Annotated in this window: 21 protein-coding genes and 1 pseudogene; 5 read left to right on the forward strand and 17 right to left on the reverse strand. The window is 61.3% G+C overall.

The genetic code is table 11. The features are described from left to right. Window positions 1-4: 4 nt before the first annotated feature. The 8 genes from choW to NE850_RS08045 all read right to left on the reverse strand — a co-directional run bounded on the left by choW (window position 5) and on the right by NE850_RS08045 (window position 9,282). On the reverse strand, window positions 5-907 hold the full coding sequence (gene choW, locus NE850_RS08010) for a choline ABC transporter permease subunit (RefSeq protein WP_165188296.1): 903 nt from the start codon (window positions 905-907) through the stop codon (window positions 5-7). Then, window positions 900-2,078 carry a glycine betaine/L-proline ABC transporter ATP-binding protein gene (locus NE850_RS08015; RefSeq protein ID WP_310698604.1) on the reverse strand — a complete coding sequence of 393 codons (1,179 nt, stop codon included), beginning with the start codon at window positions 2,076-2,078 and terminating at the stop codon, window positions 900-902. The genes choW and NE850_RS08015 overlap by 8 nt, the downstream gene beginning before the upstream one ends. Before the next feature lie 506 nt (window positions 2,079-2,584). After that, entirely contained in the window at window positions 2,585-2,905 is a 321-nt protein-coding gene (locus tag NE850_RS08020) for a hypothetical protein (RefSeq protein ID WP_165188292.1), read from the reverse strand. A 46-nt stretch (window positions 2,906-2,951) separates the two neighbouring features. Continuing rightward, window positions 2,952-3,848, reverse strand: a complete 897-nt coding sequence (locus NE850_RS08025; protein WP_165188290.1) for an aspartyl/asparaginyl beta-hydroxylase domain-containing protein — start codon at window positions 3,846-3,848, stop codon at window positions 2,952-2,954. A gap of 136 nt (window positions 3,849-3,984) precedes the next feature. Further along, complete coding sequence (locus tag NE850_RS08030; RefSeq protein WP_310698607.1) at window positions 3,985-5,199, reverse strand: benzoate/H(+) symporter BenE family transporter; 1,215 nt, start codon at window positions 5,197-5,199, stop codon at window positions 3,985-3,987. Window positions 5,200-5,509: 310 nt separating this feature from the next. Further along, on the reverse strand, window positions 5,510-6,637 hold the full coding sequence (locus NE850_RS08035) for a VIT1/CCC1 transporter family protein (RefSeq protein ID WP_165188288.1): 1,128 nt from the start codon (window positions 6,635-6,637) through the stop codon (window positions 5,510-5,512). A 142-nt stretch (window positions 6,638-6,779) separates the two neighbouring features. After that, complete coding sequence (locus NE850_RS08040) at window positions 6,780-8,075, reverse strand: MFS transporter (protein ID WP_165188287.1); 1,296 nt, start codon at window positions 8,073-8,075, stop codon at window positions 6,780-6,782. Window positions 8,076-8,175: 100 nt separating this feature from the next. Beyond that, the gene (locus tag NE850_RS08045) at window positions 8,176-9,282 is read right to left on the reverse strand and encodes a tartrate dehydrogenase (RefSeq protein ID WP_007177077.1); all 1,107 of its coding nucleotides are present in this window, start codon (window positions 9,280-9,282) and stop codon (window positions 8,176-8,178) included. Between the two features lie 115 nt (window positions 9,283-9,397). Between NE850_RS08045 and NE850_RS08050 the strand changes: the two genes are divergently transcribed. Beyond that, the gene (locus NE850_RS08050) at window positions 9,398-10,309 is read left to right on the forward strand and encodes a LysR family transcriptional regulator (RefSeq protein WP_007177076.1); all 912 of its coding nucleotides are present in this window, start codon (window positions 9,398-9,400) and stop codon (window positions 10,307-10,309) included. Window positions 10,310-10,421: 112 nt separating this feature from the next. Here NE850_RS08050 and NE850_RS08055 read toward each other — a convergent pair whose 3' ends face one another. The 3 genes and pseudogenes from NE850_RS08055 to NE850_RS08065 form a co-directional block, all read right to left on the reverse strand. Then, window positions 10,422-10,736, reverse strand: a complete 315-nt coding sequence (locus NE850_RS08055) for a DUF4148 domain-containing protein (RefSeq protein ID WP_007177075.1) — start codon at window positions 10,734-10,736, stop codon at window positions 10,422-10,424. A 179-nt stretch (window positions 10,737-10,915) separates the two neighbouring features. Beyond that, window positions 10,916-11,299: pseudogene (locus NE850_RS08060) on the reverse strand (AMP-binding enzyme); the annotation flags it as partial. A 101-nt stretch (window positions 11,300-11,400) separates the two neighbouring features. Then, window positions 11,401-12,174: an SDR family oxidoreductase gene (locus tag NE850_RS08065; protein ID WP_165188285.1), complete on the reverse strand. Its 774-nt coding sequence runs from the start codon at window positions 12,172-12,174 to the stop codon at window positions 11,401-11,403. A gap of 561 nt (window positions 12,175-12,735) precedes the next feature. On the opposite strand from NE850_RS08065, the gene NE850_RS08070 reads away from it, so the two are divergent. Further along, window positions 12,736-13,095 carry a BON domain-containing protein gene (locus NE850_RS08070; RefSeq protein WP_165188283.1) on the forward strand — a complete coding sequence of 120 codons (360 nt, stop codon included), beginning with the start codon at window positions 12,736-12,738 and terminating at the stop codon, window positions 13,093-13,095. Window positions 13,096-13,364: 269 nt separating this feature from the next. On the opposite strand, the gene NE850_RS08075 is transcribed toward NE850_RS08070, so the two are convergent. Then, a complete protein-coding gene (locus NE850_RS08075; protein ID WP_007177072.1) occupies window positions 13,365-13,688 on the reverse strand; it encodes a YXWGXW repeat-containing protein in 324 nt (107 codons plus the stop codon). On the opposite strand from NE850_RS08075, the gene NE850_RS08080 reads away from it, so the two are divergent. Together NE850_RS08080 and NE850_RS08085 are read left to right on the forward strand one after the other, a co-directional pair. Then, window positions 13,687-13,896, forward strand: coding sequence for a hypothetical protein (locus tag NE850_RS08080; RefSeq protein ID WP_035516596.1), 210 nt, complete (start codon window positions 13,687-13,689; stop codon window positions 13,894-13,896). The two genes, NE850_RS08075 and NE850_RS08080, sit on opposite strands and share 2 nt — an antisense overlap. Window positions 13,897-14,002: 106 nt before the next feature. Beyond that, a complete protein-coding gene (locus NE850_RS08085; RefSeq protein WP_007177071.1) occupies window positions 14,003-14,695 on the forward strand; it encodes an HAD family phosphatase in 693 nt (230 codons plus the stop codon). A gap of 23 nt (window positions 14,696-14,718) precedes the next feature. Here NE850_RS08085 and NE850_RS08090 read toward each other — a convergent pair whose 3' ends face one another. After that, window positions 14,719-15,111 (reverse strand): carboxymuconolactone decarboxylase family protein, encoded by a 393-nt coding sequence (locus NE850_RS08090; protein WP_310698612.1) that lies wholly within the window; start codon window positions 15,109-15,111, stop codon window positions 14,719-14,721. Window positions 15,112-15,419: 308 nt separating this feature from the next. Between NE850_RS08090 and NE850_RS08095 the strand changes: the two genes are divergently transcribed. Continuing rightward, window positions 15,420-15,668, forward strand: a complete 249-nt coding sequence (locus NE850_RS08095) for a hypothetical protein (protein ID WP_007177069.1) — start codon at window positions 15,420-15,422, stop codon at window positions 15,666-15,668. A gap of 84 nt (window positions 15,669-15,752) precedes the next feature. Here the strand turns inward: NE850_RS08095 and cyoD are convergent, their stop codons facing one another. Genes cyoD through cyoA form a run of 4 tightly spaced genes read right to left on the reverse strand, consistent with a single transcriptional unit; the run spans window position 15,753 to window position 19,576 of the window. After that, on the reverse strand, window positions 15,753-16,085 hold the full coding sequence (cyoD, locus tag NE850_RS08100; RefSeq protein WP_007177068.1) for a cytochrome o ubiquinol oxidase subunit IV: 333 nt from the start codon (window positions 16,083-16,085) through the stop codon (window positions 15,753-15,755). Next, window positions 16,086-16,691: a cytochrome o ubiquinol oxidase subunit III gene (gene cyoC, locus NE850_RS08105; protein WP_007177067.1), complete on the reverse strand. Its 606-nt coding sequence runs from the start codon at window positions 16,689-16,691 to the stop codon at window positions 16,086-16,088. It lies immediately after the preceding gene. Then, entirely contained in the window at window positions 16,691-18,679 is a 1,989-nt protein-coding gene (cyoB, locus tag NE850_RS08110; RefSeq protein ID WP_007177066.1) for a cytochrome o ubiquinol oxidase subunit I, read from the reverse strand. The genes cyoC and cyoB overlap by 1 nt, the downstream gene beginning before the upstream one ends. A gap of 3 nt (window positions 18,680-18,682) precedes the next feature. Next, entirely contained in the window at window positions 18,683-19,576 is an 894-nt protein-coding gene (gene cyoA, locus NE850_RS08115; protein WP_007177065.1) for a ubiquinol oxidase subunit II, read from the reverse strand. Window positions 19,577-19,651: the final 75 nt, after the last annotated feature.

Consider the following 19,651-nt stretch of genomic DNA (forward strand, 5'->3'; position numbering starts at 1 on the left):
CGGCTCAGCCGTGTTGCGCCGCCGGCTCGCGGCGCACTTTCATGATGCTGCGCAAGCCGGACAGCAACGGCGCGCGCGCCATGCCCGGCGACCGGCCGAAGCTCTCCGTGATGCGGTCCAGAATGATCGCGAGCATCACGACCGAAAGACCGCTCTCGAAGCCGAGCCCGATATCGAGCCGCTGAATACTCGCCAGCACGTCGTTGCCGAGACCGCCCGCGCCCACCATCGAAGCGATGATCACCATGGAAAGCGCCATCATGATGGTCTGGTTCACGCCGGTCATGATGGAAGGCAGCGCGTTCGGAAACTGCACCTTGTAGAGCAATTGCCACGGCGTGCAGCCAAATGCCTGCCCTGCTTCGACGATTTCCCGGTTCACGTGCTTGATACCGAGCGACGTGAGACGCACCGCCGGCGGCATGGCGAAAATCACGGTGGAAAGAATCCCCGGCACGCGGCCCAGCCCGAACAGCATGGCGGCCGGGATCAGATAGACAAACGCCGGCATGGTCTGCATCAGGTCGAGCACGGGGCGCACGATCATCTCGACGGTGCGGCTCTTCGCGGTCCAGATGCCGAGCGGCACGCCGAGCAGCAGGCTGATCAACGTGGAAGACAAGGTCAGGCCGAGCGTGATCACCATCTGATCCCAGAACCCGGTGCCGTAAATCAGCAGCATGGCGAGCAGCGTGAACAGCGCGAAACGCCAGCCCACCCGCCACAGCCCGATGCCGACAAAAAACGCCATGAGCGCCCACATCGGCACGGCCTGCAAACCGTGTTCGATCACCGCGGCAAAGCTCTCGATGACCTTACCGATGGAATCGAAAGTTTTTGCGTCGTGGTCGAGCAGGTAATGAACGCCGTGATCGACCCAGGCGCCAAGTGGAATGACTTCAGACATGGGAACTCCGATGGCGCGTAAGAACGTTCAGCACGTTCGTCTTGTTGACCGAACCACAGTAGGAGCCGTCGGCCTCGACAACCGGCAGCGGCGCGCGGCTCGCCACCACGCGTTCGACGACATCGTCGAGCGGTGTGGTGCGGCGAATGCATTCGATCTGATTGAGCTGCGGCGAAGCGCTGCCCATTGCGTCGCGGCACACGAAACCGCGAATCTTGCGTTCGCTGTCGAGCACGAATGCGTAGTCGGCACTGCCGTTGAGCGTGGCGGCCACGCTCGACGCGTCGATCTGCGGCGAGTGCTGCATGAGCGGCACGGCGTCGGTCTGCATCAGATCGCCGGCGGTCAGATAGCGGCTCGTGTCGATGCCTTCGAAGAACGCGCGCACATAATCGTCGGCGGGATTGGTGATGATCTGCTGCGGCGTGCCGACCTGCACGACCCGGCCGCCTTCCATGATCGCGATACGGGTGCCGATGCGCATCGCCTCCTCCAGATCGTGCGACACGAACAGGATGGTGCGCTGCTGCTCGCGTTGCAGATCGAGCAGAACGTTCTGCATTTCCTTGCGCTTGAGCGGATCGAGTGCGGAGAACGCCTCGTCCATGATCATCAGCGACGGGTTGACCGCCAGCGCCCGTGCAAGACCCACGCGCTGCTGCATGCCGCCGGAGAGCTGCGCGGGCAGTTTCTCCGCGAACGGCGCGAGACCGACCTGTTCGAGCACCGTCATTGCGCGTTTTTCGCGTTCCTTGCGGCCTACGCCTGCCACTTCGAGGCCGAATGCCGCGTTGGACAGCACGGTTCGCTGCGGCATCAGCGCGAAGGACTGGAACACCATGCTCATGTCCTTACGGCGCAACGCCGTCAGTTCGGAGCGCGGTACGCTGGCCACGTCGCGGCCGTCGATCAGCACCTTGCCGGCCGTCGGTTCGACCAGCCGGTTGATCAGACGGATCAGCGTCGACTTGCCGGAACCCGACAGGCCCATCAAGACGAAGATCTCGCCTTCCTTGACTTCGAACGATACGTTGTGAACGCCGACAATCTGACCGGTGCGCGCAAACACTTCCTCTTTCGTTGCGCCACCAGCTAGCATGCCGATCGCCTGCTTCGGGTTGGTGCCGAACACTTTGCACAGCCCTTCGACCACGACCTTGGGGGAATTCATTGAATGCTCTCCTATGTCGACCGGAGTTGACGCTTTAGTTGTCGGCCGGAGTTCGCGCTTTAGCTGTCAATGCAAAACTCGCTACTCCGATCCCATGCAAAGCACTTACTCCAGTCCCATGCAAGATAGTTGCTGCGGTGGCGGACCTCCGTCCGCGCTGTGCATACATAGTTGCCAGAAAAAAGTACGCCTAGCCGACTATTTGCGACAAGCACATGAGGAAATACGACACCCGTCTCGGGCGGGCACCGGGCGGCTGCGGTCGGAGCCTTGCTGGGAAAGGGTTTGGAGGGTGTTCGGGAGTGGATTGACGCGTGTCGCGCCAGAGCAAGTAGAAGCGGCGCGGGGCGAAAAAAGTGTTCAGCGAGGCCGGCGACGGGAGTTGCGGCGGCGCACCAGACGCTGGCACCTCAACCGGTTAGCGTAAACCCCGAATCCGCACGATGGTCGGAAGGATAGTACGCCGCCCTTCCTTGGAGAACCAGGGTGTAACCGCCTGTGCAGCGCTAGTCGCCGTAGGGAACCGACCGGCGCTGTTCCCACCGCGACGATCTCGCGATGCTGAGTAACCAGTCAAGCGCCGCATAGCCGCGTTCCGTAACGGAGAGGGTTAGCCAGGCGCCCCCGGCGCATTGAACAGCCGGTTTGCGGACAGTATATTGCCGGCGCTCACATTGAATGAGTTCACGACGTAGCAACTCGGAAAATACTCCGGGCTGAAATGACACGTCCATATGGCGGCCGCAGGCCATGTGAAGACCTTCAAGCATATCCGCGTTGGTCGGGACAATGCGCCCTACGCTGCCTTGACTGGAGAGATTGAACATGGACAACTCAATGAAGATCGAGCGCCGGTTGCACAGACGCAAATACTTAGAACAGTTCCTTGCGAAGCGGAAAACGCTCGTTCATCACGCGCGAGCCAATATAGAACCTTTGCATCTCTTCACAATGCTCGACGAGTTCCTGCCGTCGAGTTAGTCGGGCGACCTTGGTCAGATTTTTATAGATATCACTGACCGGCGACTCGAAGCGCAGTTGAACCTTCGACAGATTGACCAGAATCTGCTCTGCGTCGTCTTTGTGATTGAAACGCTCCGCCAGCAGTTCGAGATGGTCATGCAAGTCCTCAGGGTCCAGCCTGGTACGTGCAACCAGTGCCGGCGCAACTGTTACGTCGTGGATCGAGAGATCCTTGAAGATCAACGAATAATGTGGATTTGGAATGTCCGCGTACTGAAAATCGAGGCTTAGAATCCGGCGATTGTTTGAGGTCAGATTTAACGCCGCATGAGGAACCGTCGATTCCAGAATCCAGATGTCACCTCTTCGCATCCGGAAGACCCCAAACTTTTCCTCGGTATGGTAGGAATCGATACAGGTTTCAAGGGGAATCAGAATGCGGACATAGCGGTCTTTCTCTTCTGACAGCTCCAGAAAATCGGTGTGCGGAATGACAAGACCATTGACGAGATTGCGTACGCGCGCCATTCGCATGTGTTCCACATCGAAATAGTTTTCGATGATCTGGCTGATGTACGAGGTCGCGGTTCCCACCTGGGTTCGAATGGCCGGATGGTCATAATCGGAATATTGGGTGTCGGTCCACTCGCCAGTTCTGTTCCAAAGCGAATGGTTGATCCATGTGCCCGAACTGAATTCATCGTACTGCTCCTTGATGACCGGCAACTCGGACAGTACTTTCAGATCCTTCTTGAGCAAAGCATTGTCGAACTGGATGCGACCCACAAGGCGAGTTTTTGTCACCATGTCTACAGCTCCTTTCGTAAAGTTCCAACACAATGTTCGTGTGATGTACCCGTTCCGTGATGCATTGATCAATTCGGCGGATTCGCCTCGCGTTGATAGTCTGGAAGACGCGTTCAGCAGATGTCCCGAAACCGGCTCAACTGGTTCTCGGCTCGTTGCCATCGGCCCGCTTCGCAGGCCTCCAGAGTGGCTTCTTCGACAAGACGAGCGAAAAAACGACACCGGCGACGAGTCCCCACAAGGCCGACCCCAAGCCGAAGAACGACATGCCGGAAACCGTGACCACGAACGTAATGACAGAGGATTCGCGATCGGCCTCGGCAGCGACCGACGATGAGAGACTTGTGACGAGCGTTCCGAGCAGCGCCAGACCCGCCAGGGTACTGGTGAGCCCCTCGGGCAGCCGCGCGAAGAGCGCGATGACGGAAGCCCCAAACGTGCCGACGCAGAGGTAACCGACGCCACAGACCACACCGGAGATATATCTGCGCTGGGGATTCTCGTGGCATTCCGGGCTCGCGCACATGGCCCCGACGATTGCCGCAGGGTTGATGCCGGAGTTGCCGAACAAGGCAAGAGGAATGGACATCAGTCCGCTGGCGCCGACGACCGATTTGGGCGATATGTCATAACCCGCGTTACGAAGAATATGGATCGAGGTTGCGTATTGGGTCAGGGCGAGCAGAAGCAACGGCAGGCCGAGTCCGACGAGTGCCTCGACAGAAAAGCTTGGGAGGGTGAATTCGGGCTTGACGATGGTCAGGTCGAGCCCTTGGGCGGTGAAGTTCGTGCCCGGCAGAGCCAGGATGACGCCTGTCAGCAGCGCAAGCGCGACGGCGTAACGCGGGATGAAGCGCCGACAGGCGACGTACGCGACTACCACAGGCAGCACAACGGCGGGCGTGGATTGGAGCGAGCGGAAGATCCCCGCGCAAAACTCGAAGAGCACGCCAGCAATCATGGCAGACAGAAGATGTGCGGGCAGATGCTGGATCAGTCTGCCGAACAGACCCGACAAGCCAAGAATTGCGATGATGACTGTCACTACCAGATAACAGCCGATCACCTCGCTGAATGGATAGTGAGCAAGTCCGGTAATCAGCAGTGCCACGCCGGGTGTGGACCACGCGCCGATGACCGGCATTCTGTGCCGCAGGCTAAGCCAGAGACCTAATAAGCCGGCACCGATGGAAACCGCCCAGATCCAGGTTGACAGCAGACTGTGCGAGAGATGCCCGGCCTGCGCCGCTTGCACGACGATCAACACCGGCCCGCTGTATGTTGCTACGAGCGCGATGCCCCCTGCGATGGCGGCGGACGCGGAGAAATCCGCGCGCATTCTGGAAAACATCGTGTGTATCTCCGATGGACCGGGAGAACTCGGTCGGCTAGGTCGCAAGATCAGCGTGTTCGAGACGCTGAGAGCACTCTTGGACGTATGCTATTCGCACGGCCAACGGAAGGGATTGGGATTGGTCTATTTATGCGGGAGGAAACTTCCGATGCGCGAACGTGGCGAACGGATAGAGGCTTCCGGTTAGAACGCCCGATGCAGGCTCGCCGGAAAAAAGCTGACTGTTACCCTGGGTGTTACCTTTGTAGAAGGGTTCAGGAAAGACCTCGAAACGGCCGTGCCGCACGCGCGAAGCAGCGTTCGGCCGTCACGAAACCGACACCCCCAACAGACGCCCCACGCCGAACGTAAACGCAGCCGCGATCAATCCGATCACGACTTGCCGCAACGCTGAAAATGCGGCGCTGCGTCCGTTAAAGAGCGACGTGAACACGCCGATCGACGCAAGCGCCAGCATGCTGAGCACCACGCATTGCACGATCGCGTTGTAGTCGCGAGTCCACAGAAACGGCATCACCGGGAAAATCGCGCCCAGCGAAAAGAGGCAGAACGACACGCCCGCAGCGGACCAGGGATTGCCGCCCAGTTCCGCGGGATCGAGTCCGAGTTCTTCGCGCGTCAGGGTGTCGAGCGCTTTATTCGGGTCGCGCATCATTTGCGAGGCGACCCGCTTGGCCTCGTTCGCGTCGAGACCCTTGGCGCGATAGATCAGCGCGAGTTCGTGCTCTTCGGCCTCCGGCGTCTCTTCGATCTCCTGGGCCTCTTTTGCGATCTGCGTGCGGGCGAGTTCGCGGGCGTTGGTCACCGAGAGCCATTCGCCCAGCGCCATCGAGCACGCGCCGGCAATGAGCCCCGCAAGGCCCGTCAGCAGAATCGCCTTGTTGCCGGTTCCCGCGCCGGCCACGCCCATGATCAGACAGAAGTTCGAGACGAGGCCGTCGTTGGCGCCGAGCACGGCGGCGCGCAGATCGTTGCCCGCCCCCACGCCCTTGTGCCACTGCTCGGCGGCGGCGATGCGCGCGCCTTGCGACAGGTTCGCGTCGCCGCCATGCGCCAGCGTGCGGACAATGGCGGCGTGATGCTGCTCGTCGGCCGACATGCGGCCCGCGTCCGGCTGCCCCTCGTATTTGTTGCGATCGGCGTATTCCGCCGCAGCGAGCGTGGGCAGCACGAAACTCGCGCCGAACAGGCGGACCAGGGCTTTCATGAGGCGCGTTTTTACGGCGTGACCGGCGCCCTTCGGCTCAAGCCCATTGGCCCGCAGTTTGTCGGCCCAGACCTGCGCATGATCGCGCTCGGACCTTGCGAGGTCGCCGTACACCTGCTTGCGCGTGTCGTCTTTCTCGGCCTCGGCGAGTGTTTCGTATAACGCGGCGCTGTGCAGTTCATCGGAGAGATTGGTTTTATATCGTTTTATTTCCTGTCGGGATGCCATGATCGTGTGCCTGGGTTTCGAGTCGCTGGCGAAAGCGTAATCGATTCAGGCACGAAAAACATCAAAGCCCTAAAGCCTGTCTTGAGCGAGAACCGCAACGCTTCTCATCAACATTCGATCATCAACGTTCGAGCATGCCGGATCATTGCGCCGCGGGCGCGGTCCGATACCCTCGCCGCCCCACTGCCAACGCCAGCACAGCCGAAACCGCGAGGCTCGCCGCCACCACATAGAGCCCGGCGGCATATCCGCCCGTCACGCTCTTCAGCCAGCCGATCGCGAACGGGCCGACGAAGCCGCCCAGATTGCCGAGCGAGTTGATCATGGCAATGCCGGCAGCGGCCCCCGCGCCCGACAGAAAGGTGCTCGGCATCGCCCACAACGGCGCCTTGGCCGCGCTGATGCCCACGTTCACCACGACCAGCGCCAGCACGACGCCAACCGCCGTGTCCGCGACACCAGCCCAGCCGAGCCCGAGTGCCGCCGCCACGCACGGAATCACCACATGCCAGGTGCGCTCGCCGCGACGGTCCGAATGACGCGCCCACACCACCATGCCGATGACCGCCAGCACGCTCGGAATGGCGTTCAACGCACCGGTGCCGAGCGCGCTGAAACCGTACTGGCGAATGATGAGCGGCGCCCACAAGCCAAGCGTGTAGAGTCCCGCGGATGTGCCGAAATAGATCATCGACATGATCCAGATACGCGGGTCGCGCAACGCGGCGAGCGCGCCGGCGGCATGGCCCGCGTGCGCTTCGCGCCCCATCCGTTCTTCGCGCAAGGTGGCGATGAGCCAGGCCTTTTCATCGGCGGCAAGCCAGGTGGCTTTGTCCGGGGAATCGGTGAGCGCCTTCAATACCGCAAAGCCGAGCAGGACGGCGGGAATCGCCTCGACGATGAAAAGCCACTGCCAGTCCTTCAAGCCGAACAAGGCGGGCATCTGCATGATCGCGCCGGAAATGGGCGAGCCGATCGCCGTCGACAAAGGCGCGGCCGCCATGAACGCGGCGGCCGCGACGGCGCGCTGGCGGGCGGGAAACCACTGGCTCAGGTAAAGGATGATGCCGGGGAAGAACCCGGCTTCGGCTACGCCCAGCAGAAAGCGCAGCGTATAGAACGAGGTCGGCCCGGAAACGAATGCCGAGGCCGCCGATACCAGGCCCCATGTCACCATCACGCGCGCAATCCAGATGCGCGCGCCGACCTTGTTGAGGATGAGATTCGACGGCACCTCGAACAGAAAATAGCCGAGGAAGAAAATGCCGCCGCCGAGCCCGAACATGGTCGGCGTGAGGCCGAGATCCTTGTTCATGGTGATGGCCGCAAAGCCGACGTTCACGCGGTCGAGAAAGCTGACGAAGTAAAGCAGCATCACAAAAGGCAAAATGCGCCAGGTCAGCTTGCGAACCACACGGGCCTGCAATTCATCGTTCATACCTGTCTCCACTCGATCTCTGCAAGATGCAGTGACATCGCCCGTGACGTATCGGTCCGGGCGTTATGTTTATGTTTCTGTGCGATGGAGGCGAGCCGCCTCAGGCAGCCTTGACGCTGGCTACCGGTACGGCCGGCGAGCCGGCCGCGAGGAGCGCGCAAACGGCGTCAGTCACCTGCGCGGTCGTGGCCGTGCCGCCCAGGTCGCCCGTATGCAGCGACGGGTCCGCGGTAACGCGCTCGATGGCCGCCATCAGTTGCCGCGCGGCGGCGGGCTCGCCGAGGTGGTCCAGCATCATCACCACCGACCAGAAGGTGCCGACCGGATTCGCGAGGCCTTTGCCCATGATGTCGAAGGCGGAGCCGTGAATCGGCTCGAACATGGACGGATAGCGGCGCTCGGGGTCGAGATTGGCGGTCGGCGCAATGCCGAGACTGCCGGCCAGCGCCGCGGCCAGATCGCTGAGGATGTCGGCGTGCAGGTTGGTCGCGACGATCGTGTCGAGCGTGGCGGGCCGGTTGACCATGCGTGCGGTGGCGGCGTCGACCAGTTCCTTGTCCCAACGAACGTCCGGAAACTCCTTCGAGACCTGCACCGCGATCTCGTCCCACATGACCATGGCGTGGCGCTGCGCGTTGCTCTTGGTGATCACGGTCAGCAGTTTGCGCGGCCGCGACTGCGCAAGCCGGAACGCAAAACGCAGAATGCGCTCGACACCGGCGCGCGTCATCATCGAGACGTCGGTGGCGACTTCGATCGGATGGCCCTGGTGAACGCGGCCGCCCACCCCGGCATATTCGCCCTCCGAGTTTTCGCGCACGATCACCCAGTCGAGATCCTGCGGTCCGCAGCGCTTCAACGGCGCGTCGATGCCCGGCAGGATGCGCGTGGGCCGCACGTTCGCATACTGATCGAAGCCCTGGCAGATTTTCAGGCGCAATCCCCACAGCGTGACGTGATCGGGAATATGCGGGTCGCCCGCCGAGCCGAACAGGATTGCGTCCTGATGGCGAATCGCGTCCAGTCCGTCGGCCGGCATCATCACGCCGTGCTCGCGGTAATAGTCGCCGCCCCAATCGAAATTCTCGAACTCGAAGCCGAAGGCGTCGCTGCGCGCGGCGATGGCTTCCAGCACGCGCCGGCCTGCGGGCACGACTTCCTTGCCGATGCCGTCGCCGGGAATGGTTGCGATGCGATAGGTCTTCATTGAGCGTCTCCATGATGTTGTGAAAGCATGGATCGCATCGTAGAACGGCCACGGCCCGTCAATACGCTGCTAGACTCAAAGCATCCTTAACTCAAGGTTAACAATAAGCCGCTTCATGACCGCGTCGATACAGCCGGACGACTTCGCCTTTTTCTCCACGCTTGCCGCGAGCGGCAGCCTGACAGCGGCCGCGCGCGAACTCGGCCTGAGCACGGCGGCCGTAAGCAAACATCTGGCGCAGATGGAATCGCGCGCGGGCGTCTCGCTCGTCAACCGCACGACGCGGCGCATGAGCCTCACGCCCGAAGGCGATCTGTATCTGACGCGCGCGCGGCGCATCCTGAACGACATGGACGACCTCGCCCAGTTGCTCGGCGGCTCGCAGGCGGCACCCAAAGGCCTGCTGCGCGTCAACGCGACACTCGGTTTCGGGCGCAGCCACGTGGCGCCGCTGATCTCGACATTCGTGCGGCGCTTTCCCGAAGTCGACGTGCAATTGCAACTGTCAGTCGACCCGCCGCCGCTCAGCGACGACGCCTTCGACGTGTGCGTGCGTTTCGGCGAGCCGCCGGATGCCCGCGTGATCGCGCGCCGGGTCGCGTCGAACCGGCGCCTGCTGTGCGCCTCGCCGCGGTATCTCGCGCAGCGGCGCGCGCCGCGCAGCCCGGCGGAATTGGCGCAACACAACTGCATCGGCATTCGCCAGGGCGGCGACGGTTACGGCCTCTGGCGTCTGACGAGCGGACGCGGCGCGGCGGAAAAGACCGAGACCGTGCGCGTGCGGGGCAACCTGACCACCAATGACGGCGAAATCGCGGTGAAATGGGCTCTGGACGGCCACGGCATTCTGATGCGCGCCGAATGGGATATCGCGGAGTATCTCGCCGATGGCCGGCTCGTCCACGTCATGCCCGACTACCGCACGCCGGGTGCGGATATCTACGCAGTGTACCCGCAGCAGTTACAGATGACCGCGCGCGTCAAGGCGTTCGTCGATATGCTGATCGAGACGCTTGGCGGGCGTTGAATGGGTTTGGCTGAGTCGCGCTGCAACGTTCACGGACGCGAGTGCGCGCGGCCCGGCGATGCGTACCGGTAGCCGCGCGAAGCTCAGTCACGCCGAGCGGCATTCCTCACGATTACTGGCTCGCACCTGCTCCAACGCCGGCCTTCTTCTCCGCTTTCTGCAACTTGTCCGGATAGTTCGGGTCGTTCTGGCCCGGCTGATAACCTGCGTCTTCGAGCTTCTTCAGTTCGGCATTCTTTTTGGCGCGCGCTTGCTTGCGTGCCGCTTTGCGCTCGGCTTTGGTGGGTTTTGCGCCGCTCGCCGCGGCGGGCGCCGCCGTAGCCGCGGCGCCGCTGGCGTCCTGGGCCGCGGCAAGCGGAATGCTGCCTGCCACCAGGGCGGTGACGGCGAGTCCGAGCATGATCTGTTTAATGGCAAAGCTCTTCATTTTCAAAATCCCCTCTCGAAAGTTGGCAATAGCCTCGAAGCCTGTCTGCAAGCCTTTGTTCACGACAGCGAGCCGCACAGTATTCAGTGCGGACTCGCGGGTAGAGCTTACATGCAAACGATTAAAAGAGTATTTTCAGCGCCCCGAACGGGTGTGTTACGTTGTCGAGCAGACGAACGTCACGAACCGGCCGTGCGCGCCGCGTACTCTTCCTGCAATTTCCGCCACAAAATCTTGCCGCTGCCCGACTTCGGCAGCGACTCGACAAACTCGACGATGCGCGGCGCCTTGTACGACGCCATCTGCTCATGCGCCCCGTCGACGATCTCCTTCGCAGTAATCGTGCCTGCGTGCGCCGCAGCGGGCACCACCAGCGCCTTCACGGTCTCGCCGCGCTTCCCGTCCTTCACGCCGATCACGCACACTTCATGGATAGCCGGATGCCGGTACATCAGCGCTTCGACTTCGGCCAGCCACACCTTGTAGCCGGACGCGTTGATCATGCGTTTCAGGCGATCGGTCATGAAAAAATAACCGTCTTCGTCGATATGTCCCAGATCGCCGGGGCCGGATGTAACGGCCCAGGCGCGGGCGCCGCCCGATCACATCCTGCCACGGCGTAACGCCGGCAATCCTGAACGTCTTGCGCGGGGACGCGACGAATTCAGGCGATGATTGCGCCGCCATCCACGGCGAAATCCTGACCGGTGACGTGGCGCGACGCCTCGCTCGCAAGAAACACGATCGGGCCTTTGAGATCTTCGTCACCACCGAGACGCTGCAACGGCGTGCGCGAGACGATCGCATCTTCGAGTTTGCCGAGCAGACCGGCCGACATCTTCGAAGGGAAAAAGCCCGGGCAGATTGCATTGACGTTGATGTTGTACTTGCCCCATTCCGCGGCCAGCGCGCGCGTGAAATTGATCGCGGCGGCCTTCGACGTGTTGTACGCAATCGTGTTCATGCCGGGCGGCGATCCCTTCAACCCCGCCACCGAAGCGATATTCACGATCTTGCCCGCGCGCCGCGGGATCATGCTGCGCTTGCCGACTTCGCGAGCGAGAAAGAACGGTGCGTTGACGTTCAGGTTCATGACCTTGTGCCACGCTTCGTCGGGATAGTCTTCGGCGGGTGCGCCCCACGTCGCGCCCGCGTTGTTGACCAGAATATCGATGTGCTCATGGGCACCCAGCACTTCATCCACGAGGCCGGGAATGCCCTCGAAGCGCTGCAGGTCGTTGACCACCGTTTGCACTTCAATGCCGCGTTGTTGCAGATGCGTTTTCGCTTCAGCGAGTTCGTCGACCTTGCGCGCGGTAATGGCGACGCGACAGCCCATTTCGCCGAGAGCCTCGGCCATTTGCAGACCGAGTCCGCGCGAGCCTCCGGTGATAAGTGCAACCTTGCCGTCCAGTTGAAACAGATCCTTCACAGACATTGTCTCGCTCCTCCAGATTGTTCTGCTGTGCAGATTTGTAGACCACCTTGTGCACCCATCATACGTGCCGGAATTCAGCCTGTAAATAAAAGCACGATCATTCGTTTTCGTTATAAACTGGCACGTATCGTCGTCAGGCGAAGCATGGGGAATTACCCGGATGCCACGCTTTTCAGCCACGTCGTGCTGATGCGTTGAGTCGTGTTTTTCCCCTAAGCATCGAGCGATTCGACGCATTGCGCTCGATATCGTGATTGCGTGAATGCGGTCGCGGCAAAAGCTATCGTGCGCGGATCTGCAGCGCGAAACGCGGAACATCCTTGATGCACGTGATTGACGGCAGAGCCGCAACGGTTATCGGATCCGCTGCTAACGCGGCGCTCCAGCCAGTTTTTCCAACATGAGCCCGTGCGCTGGAGTATTGTTTAAGCGCGCCGGGAGCGTCGCAGCATGACTCTTCTACAAGACAGGGGTGCTCCTCGTGGGCGGAAAGTGCTCGCAAGCGCGTGGGTCTTTTTGCATGCAACGAAGCGACATCAACTTTTCGAGGATGGAGAAAACGTGAAAACAGTCAATCTTTTAAAGGCGCTCGGCATCGCATTGTATGTAGCAACCGCGTCCAGCGTCTATGCGCAGTCGAGCGACGCGACGACGTCCGGCGGCACGTCGGCGCCCAGTGCCAAAACAGTAAAAAAAGCGGACCGCTCGCTGGGTTTGCAAGTGCGCAAGGCTCTGTCGAAAGCGCAGGGTTTTGACGTGTCGAACGTGTTTGTCCGGGCTCGCGGCGGCGTGGTAACGCTGAGTGGATCGGTGCCCGACGGCGCGCAGATTCCGCAGGCGGAGGAAGTGGCGAAGAACGTGACCGGCGTGAAGTCGGTGAATAACAAACTGACGATTGGGACGCAAGGCGGCGGAGGTTAGGCGCCTGCGCTTTCACCGGCGACTGACCGGGTGACGACAGGCGGCGCCGCTCGTCGCTCAATGAGAGCGTGAGGTGCTGCCTGTCGTCCTGGCATTTGAAACTCGCCGCTTCATTTCATCCCGTGCGAAGCGGGTTCATCCACGGCATCTGCCCGATACCCGATGCGCAATGGCCGTTCATCGCCGGCAGCATTATCACAGGCGTTTAGCGATCCGCCTCAGTGTGAAGCGCAACGCGTCGAAGAACGTTGGGCACAGCAGCGTTCAGGTCATGCCCAATGGCCGTCGATCCAACGCCAGTTGGGCCCGATCTGCATCCAGTGTCCAGGCACCCAGTGATACCCGGCGCGCATCGGCATCCAGTGGCCGCCCACCCAGACATAATGGCCTTGATCCCAATGCCAGCGGCCTTGGTCCCACACATAGCCGACGCGCGGGGCCGGCACGACTTCGACGCGCGGCGGCGGCGGCGCCATCGGCGCGACGATCACCGTCTGCGCGAAAGCCGGCGCAGCCGTGAGCGTGGCGGCGGCGCACGTCAGCGCGACGGCCAGCGTGGAAGTGAGAAGGCGAACTGGTTTGGTGAATGTCATGCTGGTTTCTCCCATCAAAAGCCGAAGCCAGAAGCGGCTTCGTTTCTTCTTGAACGCAGCGGCGGGAAAAATCCGTCGCTACGCGTTGTTGAAAAATTCGAAAGGGAAGAAGGATGCGCGAAAAACCGCGCTGAGACGCGAGACGCAGGGTCGCAGCCGTTCGCGCGTTGCCATGCGGCGTCAGCAGAATGACGGGTACGAGAGCTGAGATTGCGGCATTGGCGCGAGGGTCACCAACACTGTCCTTGCGCTACGGCGCACTAGCCGGTGAGGTATCCTTGCCGGTTTCCCGACCTCTATCCGCACCTGCCCCGATGGCCGATTTCCCCTTCGACGCCGTACTCTTCGACTGCGACGGCGTGCTCGTCGACTCCGAACCCATCACCAACCGCGTGCTCACTGAAATGCTCGGCGAGCTCGGCTGGCAGTTGAACGTGGCGGAGACGATGCGTATTTTCGTCGGCAAGGCCGTCAGGGACGAAGCCGCGCTGATCGAAGCACGCACCGGTTTCGCCATCACGACAGATTGGCTCATGCAGTTTCGCGCGCGCCGGAATGCGGCGCTGGATGTCGAGCTGAGTGCGATTTCCGGCGCGCCGTCGGCAGTGCGCGAGTTGCATGCGTTGCTCAACGGACGCATCGCGGTCGCATCCGGCGCCGACCGCATCAAGGTCGAATTGCAGCTCGTGAAAGCCGGGATTTTCGACTGCTTCGAAGGACGTATCTTCAGCGGCCACGAAATGCCCCGCAGCAAACCCTATCCCGATGTCTACCTCGCCGCGGCCGCAGGTCTTGGTGTGGACCCGGCACGCTGTGCCGTGGTCGAGGATACCGTCACCGGCGCAACGGCGGGCGTTGCCGCGGGCGCCACGGTGTTCGGCTATTGCCCGGTCGAGCTCGGCCACAGCAGCACGACCGCGTTGCACGGCGCGGGTGTCGTGCATGTGTTCAGGGACATGGCCGAGCTACCCGCCCTGCTCGCGGAATGGCGCGGTGTGTCGACCTGACCGCGCGAGCTGACTGCGTGCGGCTACTCGAAAGCCGGATCGATCGGCACGCGGTAGCCGACCGCGAGCCGGTTTGTTTCGTTGGCCATGCCCACTACCGCGAGCAATTCGCCGAACATCTCGTCGGTCATGCCGGCGCGGCGTGCCGCCGCCGTATGGCTGGCCACACAGTACCCGCAGTTGTTCGTCACGCTTACCGCAACATAGAGCAACTCCTTGACGAGCGGATCGAGCGCGCCAGGCGCCATCACATCTTTCAGACTGTCCCACGTGCGCGCAAGTGTGGGCGGATGCTGGGCAATGTACTTCCAGAAGTTGTTGACGTCGTCGACCTGACGGGTCTGCTTGATATCGTCGTATACGGCTTTGACTTCCGGCGACGCCGCGGAATACTCGACGGCTTTGAGCTGGCACATGGGTTCTCCTTACCTTGCAGACGGGAATCGGCGAACTGTGCGCGCGGAGCGCACGGTTCATGGTGGCGGTCTATTGTGCCGTGATTTTCAGCGCGCTTCACGCCTGCATGACGGGCTAGAGAATGTCGGTGATTTGCCGACACCGGCCTGCGGCCAGTTGGCCGGCCTCCATCACACTTGTCGGTCGATTCCGCGGAGAAGCATGCGCCACGCAGCTTTACGGCCGGTGGCATGGTGTGTGCAATCGATCGGTTTGAGTGCGGCAATCTCCGCTCTCCTCGATCCACTCACTCCGTTGGAGATCCACCATGAAAACGCTCGTCCTCAAAGACCTGGCCCGTATCGACGAACTCGACCGTGCGGCGTCGCTATCCATTCGCGGCGGCATTGCCTGCCTGACACGCGAAACGCCTTCCGCCTGCCCTGGCGGACTGGAGCCCGTGCTCGTGCGGCGCGGCTGGAATCCTTGTCCGCCGGTTCATTCCGGTTGCGGACCGGTCTACTTCCCGTTCGGCAAGCTGCCGTCGCACGCGGAGCCGACCGTGGTGCCGCTGTAATGCGCCGGCACGACCAGCAAAAAGCAGGAAGCCCCGCAAGACTTCGCCTTGCGGGGCTTCGTTACGACCGCTCAGGATGCCGGTCTAGCGGGACATCATGTGCATGCTGACGTTGTGCATGACCCACAACGTGCCGCCGATCACGATGATCGCGGTCAGCAGCGTGAAGGCAAACGCCATCACATTCCAGCGCTGCTCGGACGACGTATTCATGTGCAGGAAGAAAACCAGGTGCACGACGATCTGTACGAGCGCGAGGCCCGCAATCGCGAACAACGCGTGCTCGCCCGTCAACTTCCCTGTCATGACGAGGCCGAAAGCCGCCACGGTCAGAACGACGGAGAGAATGAAACCCACCGTATAGCTGCCGAGACTGCCGTGACTTTCGCCTGCGTGTGCGTTATGGCTATGGTCCATTTAGATTACGCTCGCAAGATAGACGAAGGTGAAGACGCCGATCCACACGACGTCCAGAAAATGCCAGAAAAGGCTCAGGCACGTCAGGCGAATCATGTCGCGTTCGGTCAGATCGCGATGACGCATCACCTGGACGGCGAGCACCACCATCCAGATCAGGCCGCACGTAACGTGCAAACCGTGCGTGCCGACCAGCGTGAAGAACGACGACAGGAACGCGCTACGGCCAGGGCCGGCACCTTCGGCGATAAGGTGCGAGAACTCGCGCATTTCCAGCGTCAGAAACGCGAGGCCGAGCAGGAACGTCACGGCGAGCCAGAACAGCAGCACGCCCTTCCTGTTCTTGTGCGCGCCCAGCATCGCGAAACCGTACGTAATGCTGCTCAGCAGCAGCATCGTCGTTTCGAGCGCGACGCCGGGAATCTCGAAGAGATCCTTACCGCTCGGGCCCCCGGCGAACTGGTGGCCCATCACCGCGAACACGGCGAACAGCGCTGCGAAGATGACGCAATCGGTCATCAGATACAGCCAGAAACCGAATACCGAATGCGACGGCACGTGATCCGGCGCGAGATGCGGCTGGACCGCAATAGTCTTCTGTAACATCAGTCCACCTCCAACGCGACCTGGGCACCCGTGCCGCTGTGCTTCTCTTCAATCAGCGCGACCGTGTCGGCCGGGATGTAATAGCCCTCGTTTTTCATGAAGCTATAAACGATCACCGTGCCGATCGCACCGACGAGACCGACGATGGCCAGCCACCAGATGTGCCAGACACCGGCAAAGCCGAGCACCAGCGAGAACAGACCCACCAGCAGACCCGCCGACGTGTTCGACGGCATGTGAATGTCGCGATACACCGGTTGTGCCGGCTTATCCTTGCGCGACTTCATATCGCCGAACGCATCCAGCTTGCGCACCGTCGGGATGATCGCGAAGTTGTACACCGGCGGCGGCGAACTCGTCGCCCATTCCAGCGTATTAGCATTCCACGGGTCGCCCGTGAGGTCGCGATTCTGCGGCAGATTGCGGTCACGGATACTCACGTACAGCTGCGCCAGCTGGCAGGCGATACCGATAGCGATCAGGACTGCGCCGACCGCGGCGAAGACCAGCCACGGATGCCATGCCGGATTGTCGTAGTGATTCAGACGGCGCGTCATGCCCATGAAGCCGAGCACATACAGCGGCACGAACGCGACATAGAAGCCGATCTGCCAGAACCAGAACGCCGCCTTGCCGAGTTTTTCATTCAGCTTGAAACCGAACACCTTCGGGAACCAGTAGTTGAAGCCGGCCAGATAGCCGAACAGCACACCACCAATGATCACGTTGTGGAAGTGGGCGATCAGGAACAGGCTGTTGTGCAGCACGAAGTCCGCGCCTGGAATCGCCATCATCACGCCGGTCATGCCGCCGATCGTGAACGTGATCATGAAACCGATCGTCCACAGGATCGGCGTGGTGAATTCCAGACGGCCCTTGTAGATCGTAAACAGCCAGTTGAACACTTTCACGCCGGTCGGAATCGCAATCACCATCGTCGCGATGCCGAAGAACGCATTCACATCCGCGCCCGAACCCATCGTGAAGAAGTGATGCAGCCAGACGAGGAACGACAGCACCATGATCGCGCAGGTCGCCCACACCATCGTCTTGTAGCCGAACAGCGGCTTTTTGGCGAAGGTCGCCACGACTTCCGAGAAGATACCGAACGCCGGCAGGATCAGGATGTACACCTCGGGGTGACCCCATGCCCAGATCAGGTTCAAGTACAGCATGGCGTTGCCGCCGGCGTCGTTCGTGAAGAAGTGCATGCCCAGATAGCGGTCCAGACCCAACAGCGCAAGCGTGACGGTCAGGATCGGGAACGACGCCATGATCAGCACGTTGGTGCACAGCGTGGTCCACGTGAACACCGGCATCTTCATGAACGTCATGCCCGGCGCGCGCATCTTCACGATCGTCACGAAGAAGTTCACACCCGTCAGCAAGGTGCCGATACCGGAGAGTTGCAGACTCCACAGGTAATAGTCGACCCCGACGCCCGGACTGAACTGCAGTTCGGAGAGCGGCGGATAAGCCAGCCAGCCGGTTTGCGCGAATTCACCGATCACCAGCGAAACGTTGATCAGGATCGCGCTGACCGCGGTCATCCAGAAGCTCAACGAGTTGATGAACGGGAACGCGACGTCACGTGCGCCGATCTGCAGCGGCACGATGATGTTCATCAGGCCGATCATGAAGGTCATCGCCATGAAGAAAATCATGATGACGCCGTGTGCCGTAAACACCTGATCGTAATGATGCGGCGGCAGATAGCCCGGGTTGATATAGGCCAGCGCCAGTTGCAGGCGCATCATGATCGCATCGGAGAAGCCGCGCAGCAGCATGATCAGCGCCACGATGATGTACATGATGCCGAGCCGCTTGTGGTCGACGGAAGTCAGCCACTCCGTCCACAGATAGCGCCATTTGCCGAGATAGGTGACCGTGCCGAGCACGGCCAGCCCGACGAGCGCCATGAAGATGCCCGCGCCCACGATGATTGGCTCGTGATACGGAATCGCATCGAGCGTAAGTTTTCCGAACATGCGTTACCCCTTAGGCCCACAGTTAGCGTCCTTCATGTTGTCGAGGACGTTACCGTTGTTATATCGGGCAATGATGTTGTGAAAGAGCTTCGGATCGACCGTCGAGAAGTAGCGCACCGGCTCCTTCTCGGTCGGCGCGGATACCGTGTGGTAACGGTCCATGCTGAGGTTGTCCGACGAAGCGCGCACTTTCGCAACCCACGCGTTGAACTCTTCCGGCGAAGTGGCGAGCGCGCGGAACTTCATGTCCGAGAAACCCTTGCCGCTGAAATTCGCCGCAGTGCCCGCGTAGTCACCGGCTTCGTCCGCGATCAGGTGCAGACGCGTCTGCATGCCTGCCATCGCGTAGATCTGGCCGCCGAGTTGCGGGATGAAGAACGAGTTCATCACCGTGTCCGACGTGATCACGAAGTTCACCGGCGTGCCGACCGGGAACGCCAGTTGGTTCACCGACGCAATGCCGAGGTCCGGATAGATGAAGAGCCATTTCCAGTCGAGCGCGACGACTTCGACGTTGATCGGCTTCACCTGCGACTCGAGCGGCTTGTACGGATCGAGCTCGTGCGTGGTTTTCCACGTCAGCACGGCAAGGAACAGAATGATCAGCGTCGGAATCGTCCAGATGGCGATTTCGACACCGGTCGAATGCACCCAGCCCGGACGGTACTCCGCGCTTTTGTTCGACGCGCGGTAACGCCACGCGAACAGCAGCGTGAGCGCGATCACCGGAACGACCACGATCAGCATGGCCCAGGTGGACGTGGCAATCAGCTCACGTTCCGCCAGACCCACACTCCCCTTCGGATTCAGAATATCGAGGTTGCTGCAACCCGAGAGCAGCAACGCGAGGCTGGCGGAAAGGAAACTTGTCGACCCTCGCAGAGTCTTTCCTTTCATAACCATTGCCTCTCATTTACGACTTCAACAAACGTCATTCGACCGGTCTCCCAATAGTAAGCGCTCGCATAATAG

Origin of the sequence: Paraburkholderia sp. USG1 (genome assembly GCF_031570135.1) — a bacterium.
Taxonomy (GTDB): domain Bacteria; phylum Pseudomonadota; class Gammaproteobacteria; order Burkholderiales; family Burkholderiaceae; genus Paraburkholderia; species Paraburkholderia dioscoreae.

Coding starts and splice junctions, on each gene's coding strand:
- choW (WP_165188296.1), bottom strand. CDS start 907: ATGTCTGAAGTCATTCCACTTGGCGCCTGGGTCGATCACGGCGTTCAT.
- NE850_RS08015 (WP_310698604.1), bottom strand. CDS start 2,078: ATGAATTCCCCCAAGGTCGTGGTCGAAGGGCTGTGCAAAGTGTTCGGC.
- NE850_RS08020 (WP_165188292.1), bottom strand. CDS start 2,905: ATGTTCAATCTCTCCAGTCAAGGCAGCGTAGGGCGCATTGTCCCGACC.
- NE850_RS08025 (WP_165188290.1), bottom strand. CDS start 3,848: ATGGTGACAAAAACTCGCCTTGTGGGTCGCATCCAGTTCGACAATGCT.
- NE850_RS08030 (WP_310698607.1), bottom strand. CDS start 5,199: ATGTTTTCCAGAATGCGCGCGGATTTCTCCGCGTCCGCCGCCATCGCA.
- NE850_RS08035 (WP_165188288.1), bottom strand. CDS start 6,637: ATGGCATCCCGACAGGAAATAAAACGATATAAAACCAATCTCTCCGAT.
- NE850_RS08040 (WP_165188287.1), bottom strand. CDS start 8,075: ATGAACGATGAATTGCAGGCCCGTGTGGTTCGCAAGCTGACCTGGCGC.
- NE850_RS08045 (WP_007177077.1), bottom strand. CDS start 9,282: ATGAAGACCTATCGCATCGCAACCATTCCCGGCGACGGCATCGGCAAG.
- NE850_RS08050 (WP_007177076.1), top strand. CDS start 9,398: ATGACCGCGTCGATACAGCCGGACGACTTCGCCTTTTTCTCCACGCTT.
- NE850_RS08055 (WP_007177075.1), bottom strand. CDS start 10,736: ATGAAGAGCTTTGCCATTAAACAGATCATGCTCGGACTCGCCGTCACC.
- NE850_RS08065 (WP_165188285.1), bottom strand. CDS start 12,174: ATGTCTGTGAAGGATCTGTTTCAACTGGACGGCAAGGTTGCACTTATC.
- NE850_RS08080 (WP_035516596.1), top strand. CDS start 13,687: ATGCTGGTTTCTCCCATCAAAAGCCGAAGCCAGAAGCGGCTTCGTTTC.
- NE850_RS08075 (WP_007177072.1), bottom strand. CDS start 13,688: ATGACATTCACCAAACCAGTTCGCCTTCTCACTTCCACGCTGGCCGTC.
- NE850_RS08085 (WP_007177071.1), top strand. CDS start 14,003: ATGGCCGATTTCCCCTTCGACGCCGTACTCTTCGACTGCGACGGCGTG.
- NE850_RS08090 (WP_310698612.1), bottom strand. CDS start 15,111: ATGTGCCAGCTCAAAGCCGTCGAGTATTCCGCGGCGTCGCCGGAAGTC.
- NE850_RS08095 (WP_007177069.1), top strand. CDS start 15,420: ATGAAAACGCTCGTCCTCAAAGACCTGGCCCGTATCGACGAACTCGAC.
- cyoD (WP_007177068.1), bottom strand. CDS start 16,085: ATGGACCATAGCCATAACGCACACGCAGGCGAAAGTCACGGCAGTCTC.
- cyoC (WP_007177067.1), bottom strand. CDS start 16,691: ATGTTACAGAAGACTATTGCGGTCCAGCCGCATCTCGCGCCGGATCAC.
- cyoB (WP_007177066.1), bottom strand. CDS start 18,679: ATGTTCGGAAAACTTACGCTCGATGCGATTCCGTATCACGAGCCAATC.
- cyoA (WP_007177065.1), bottom strand. CDS start 19,576: ATGAAAGGAAAGACTCTGCGAGGGTCGACAAGTTTCCTTTCCGCCAGC.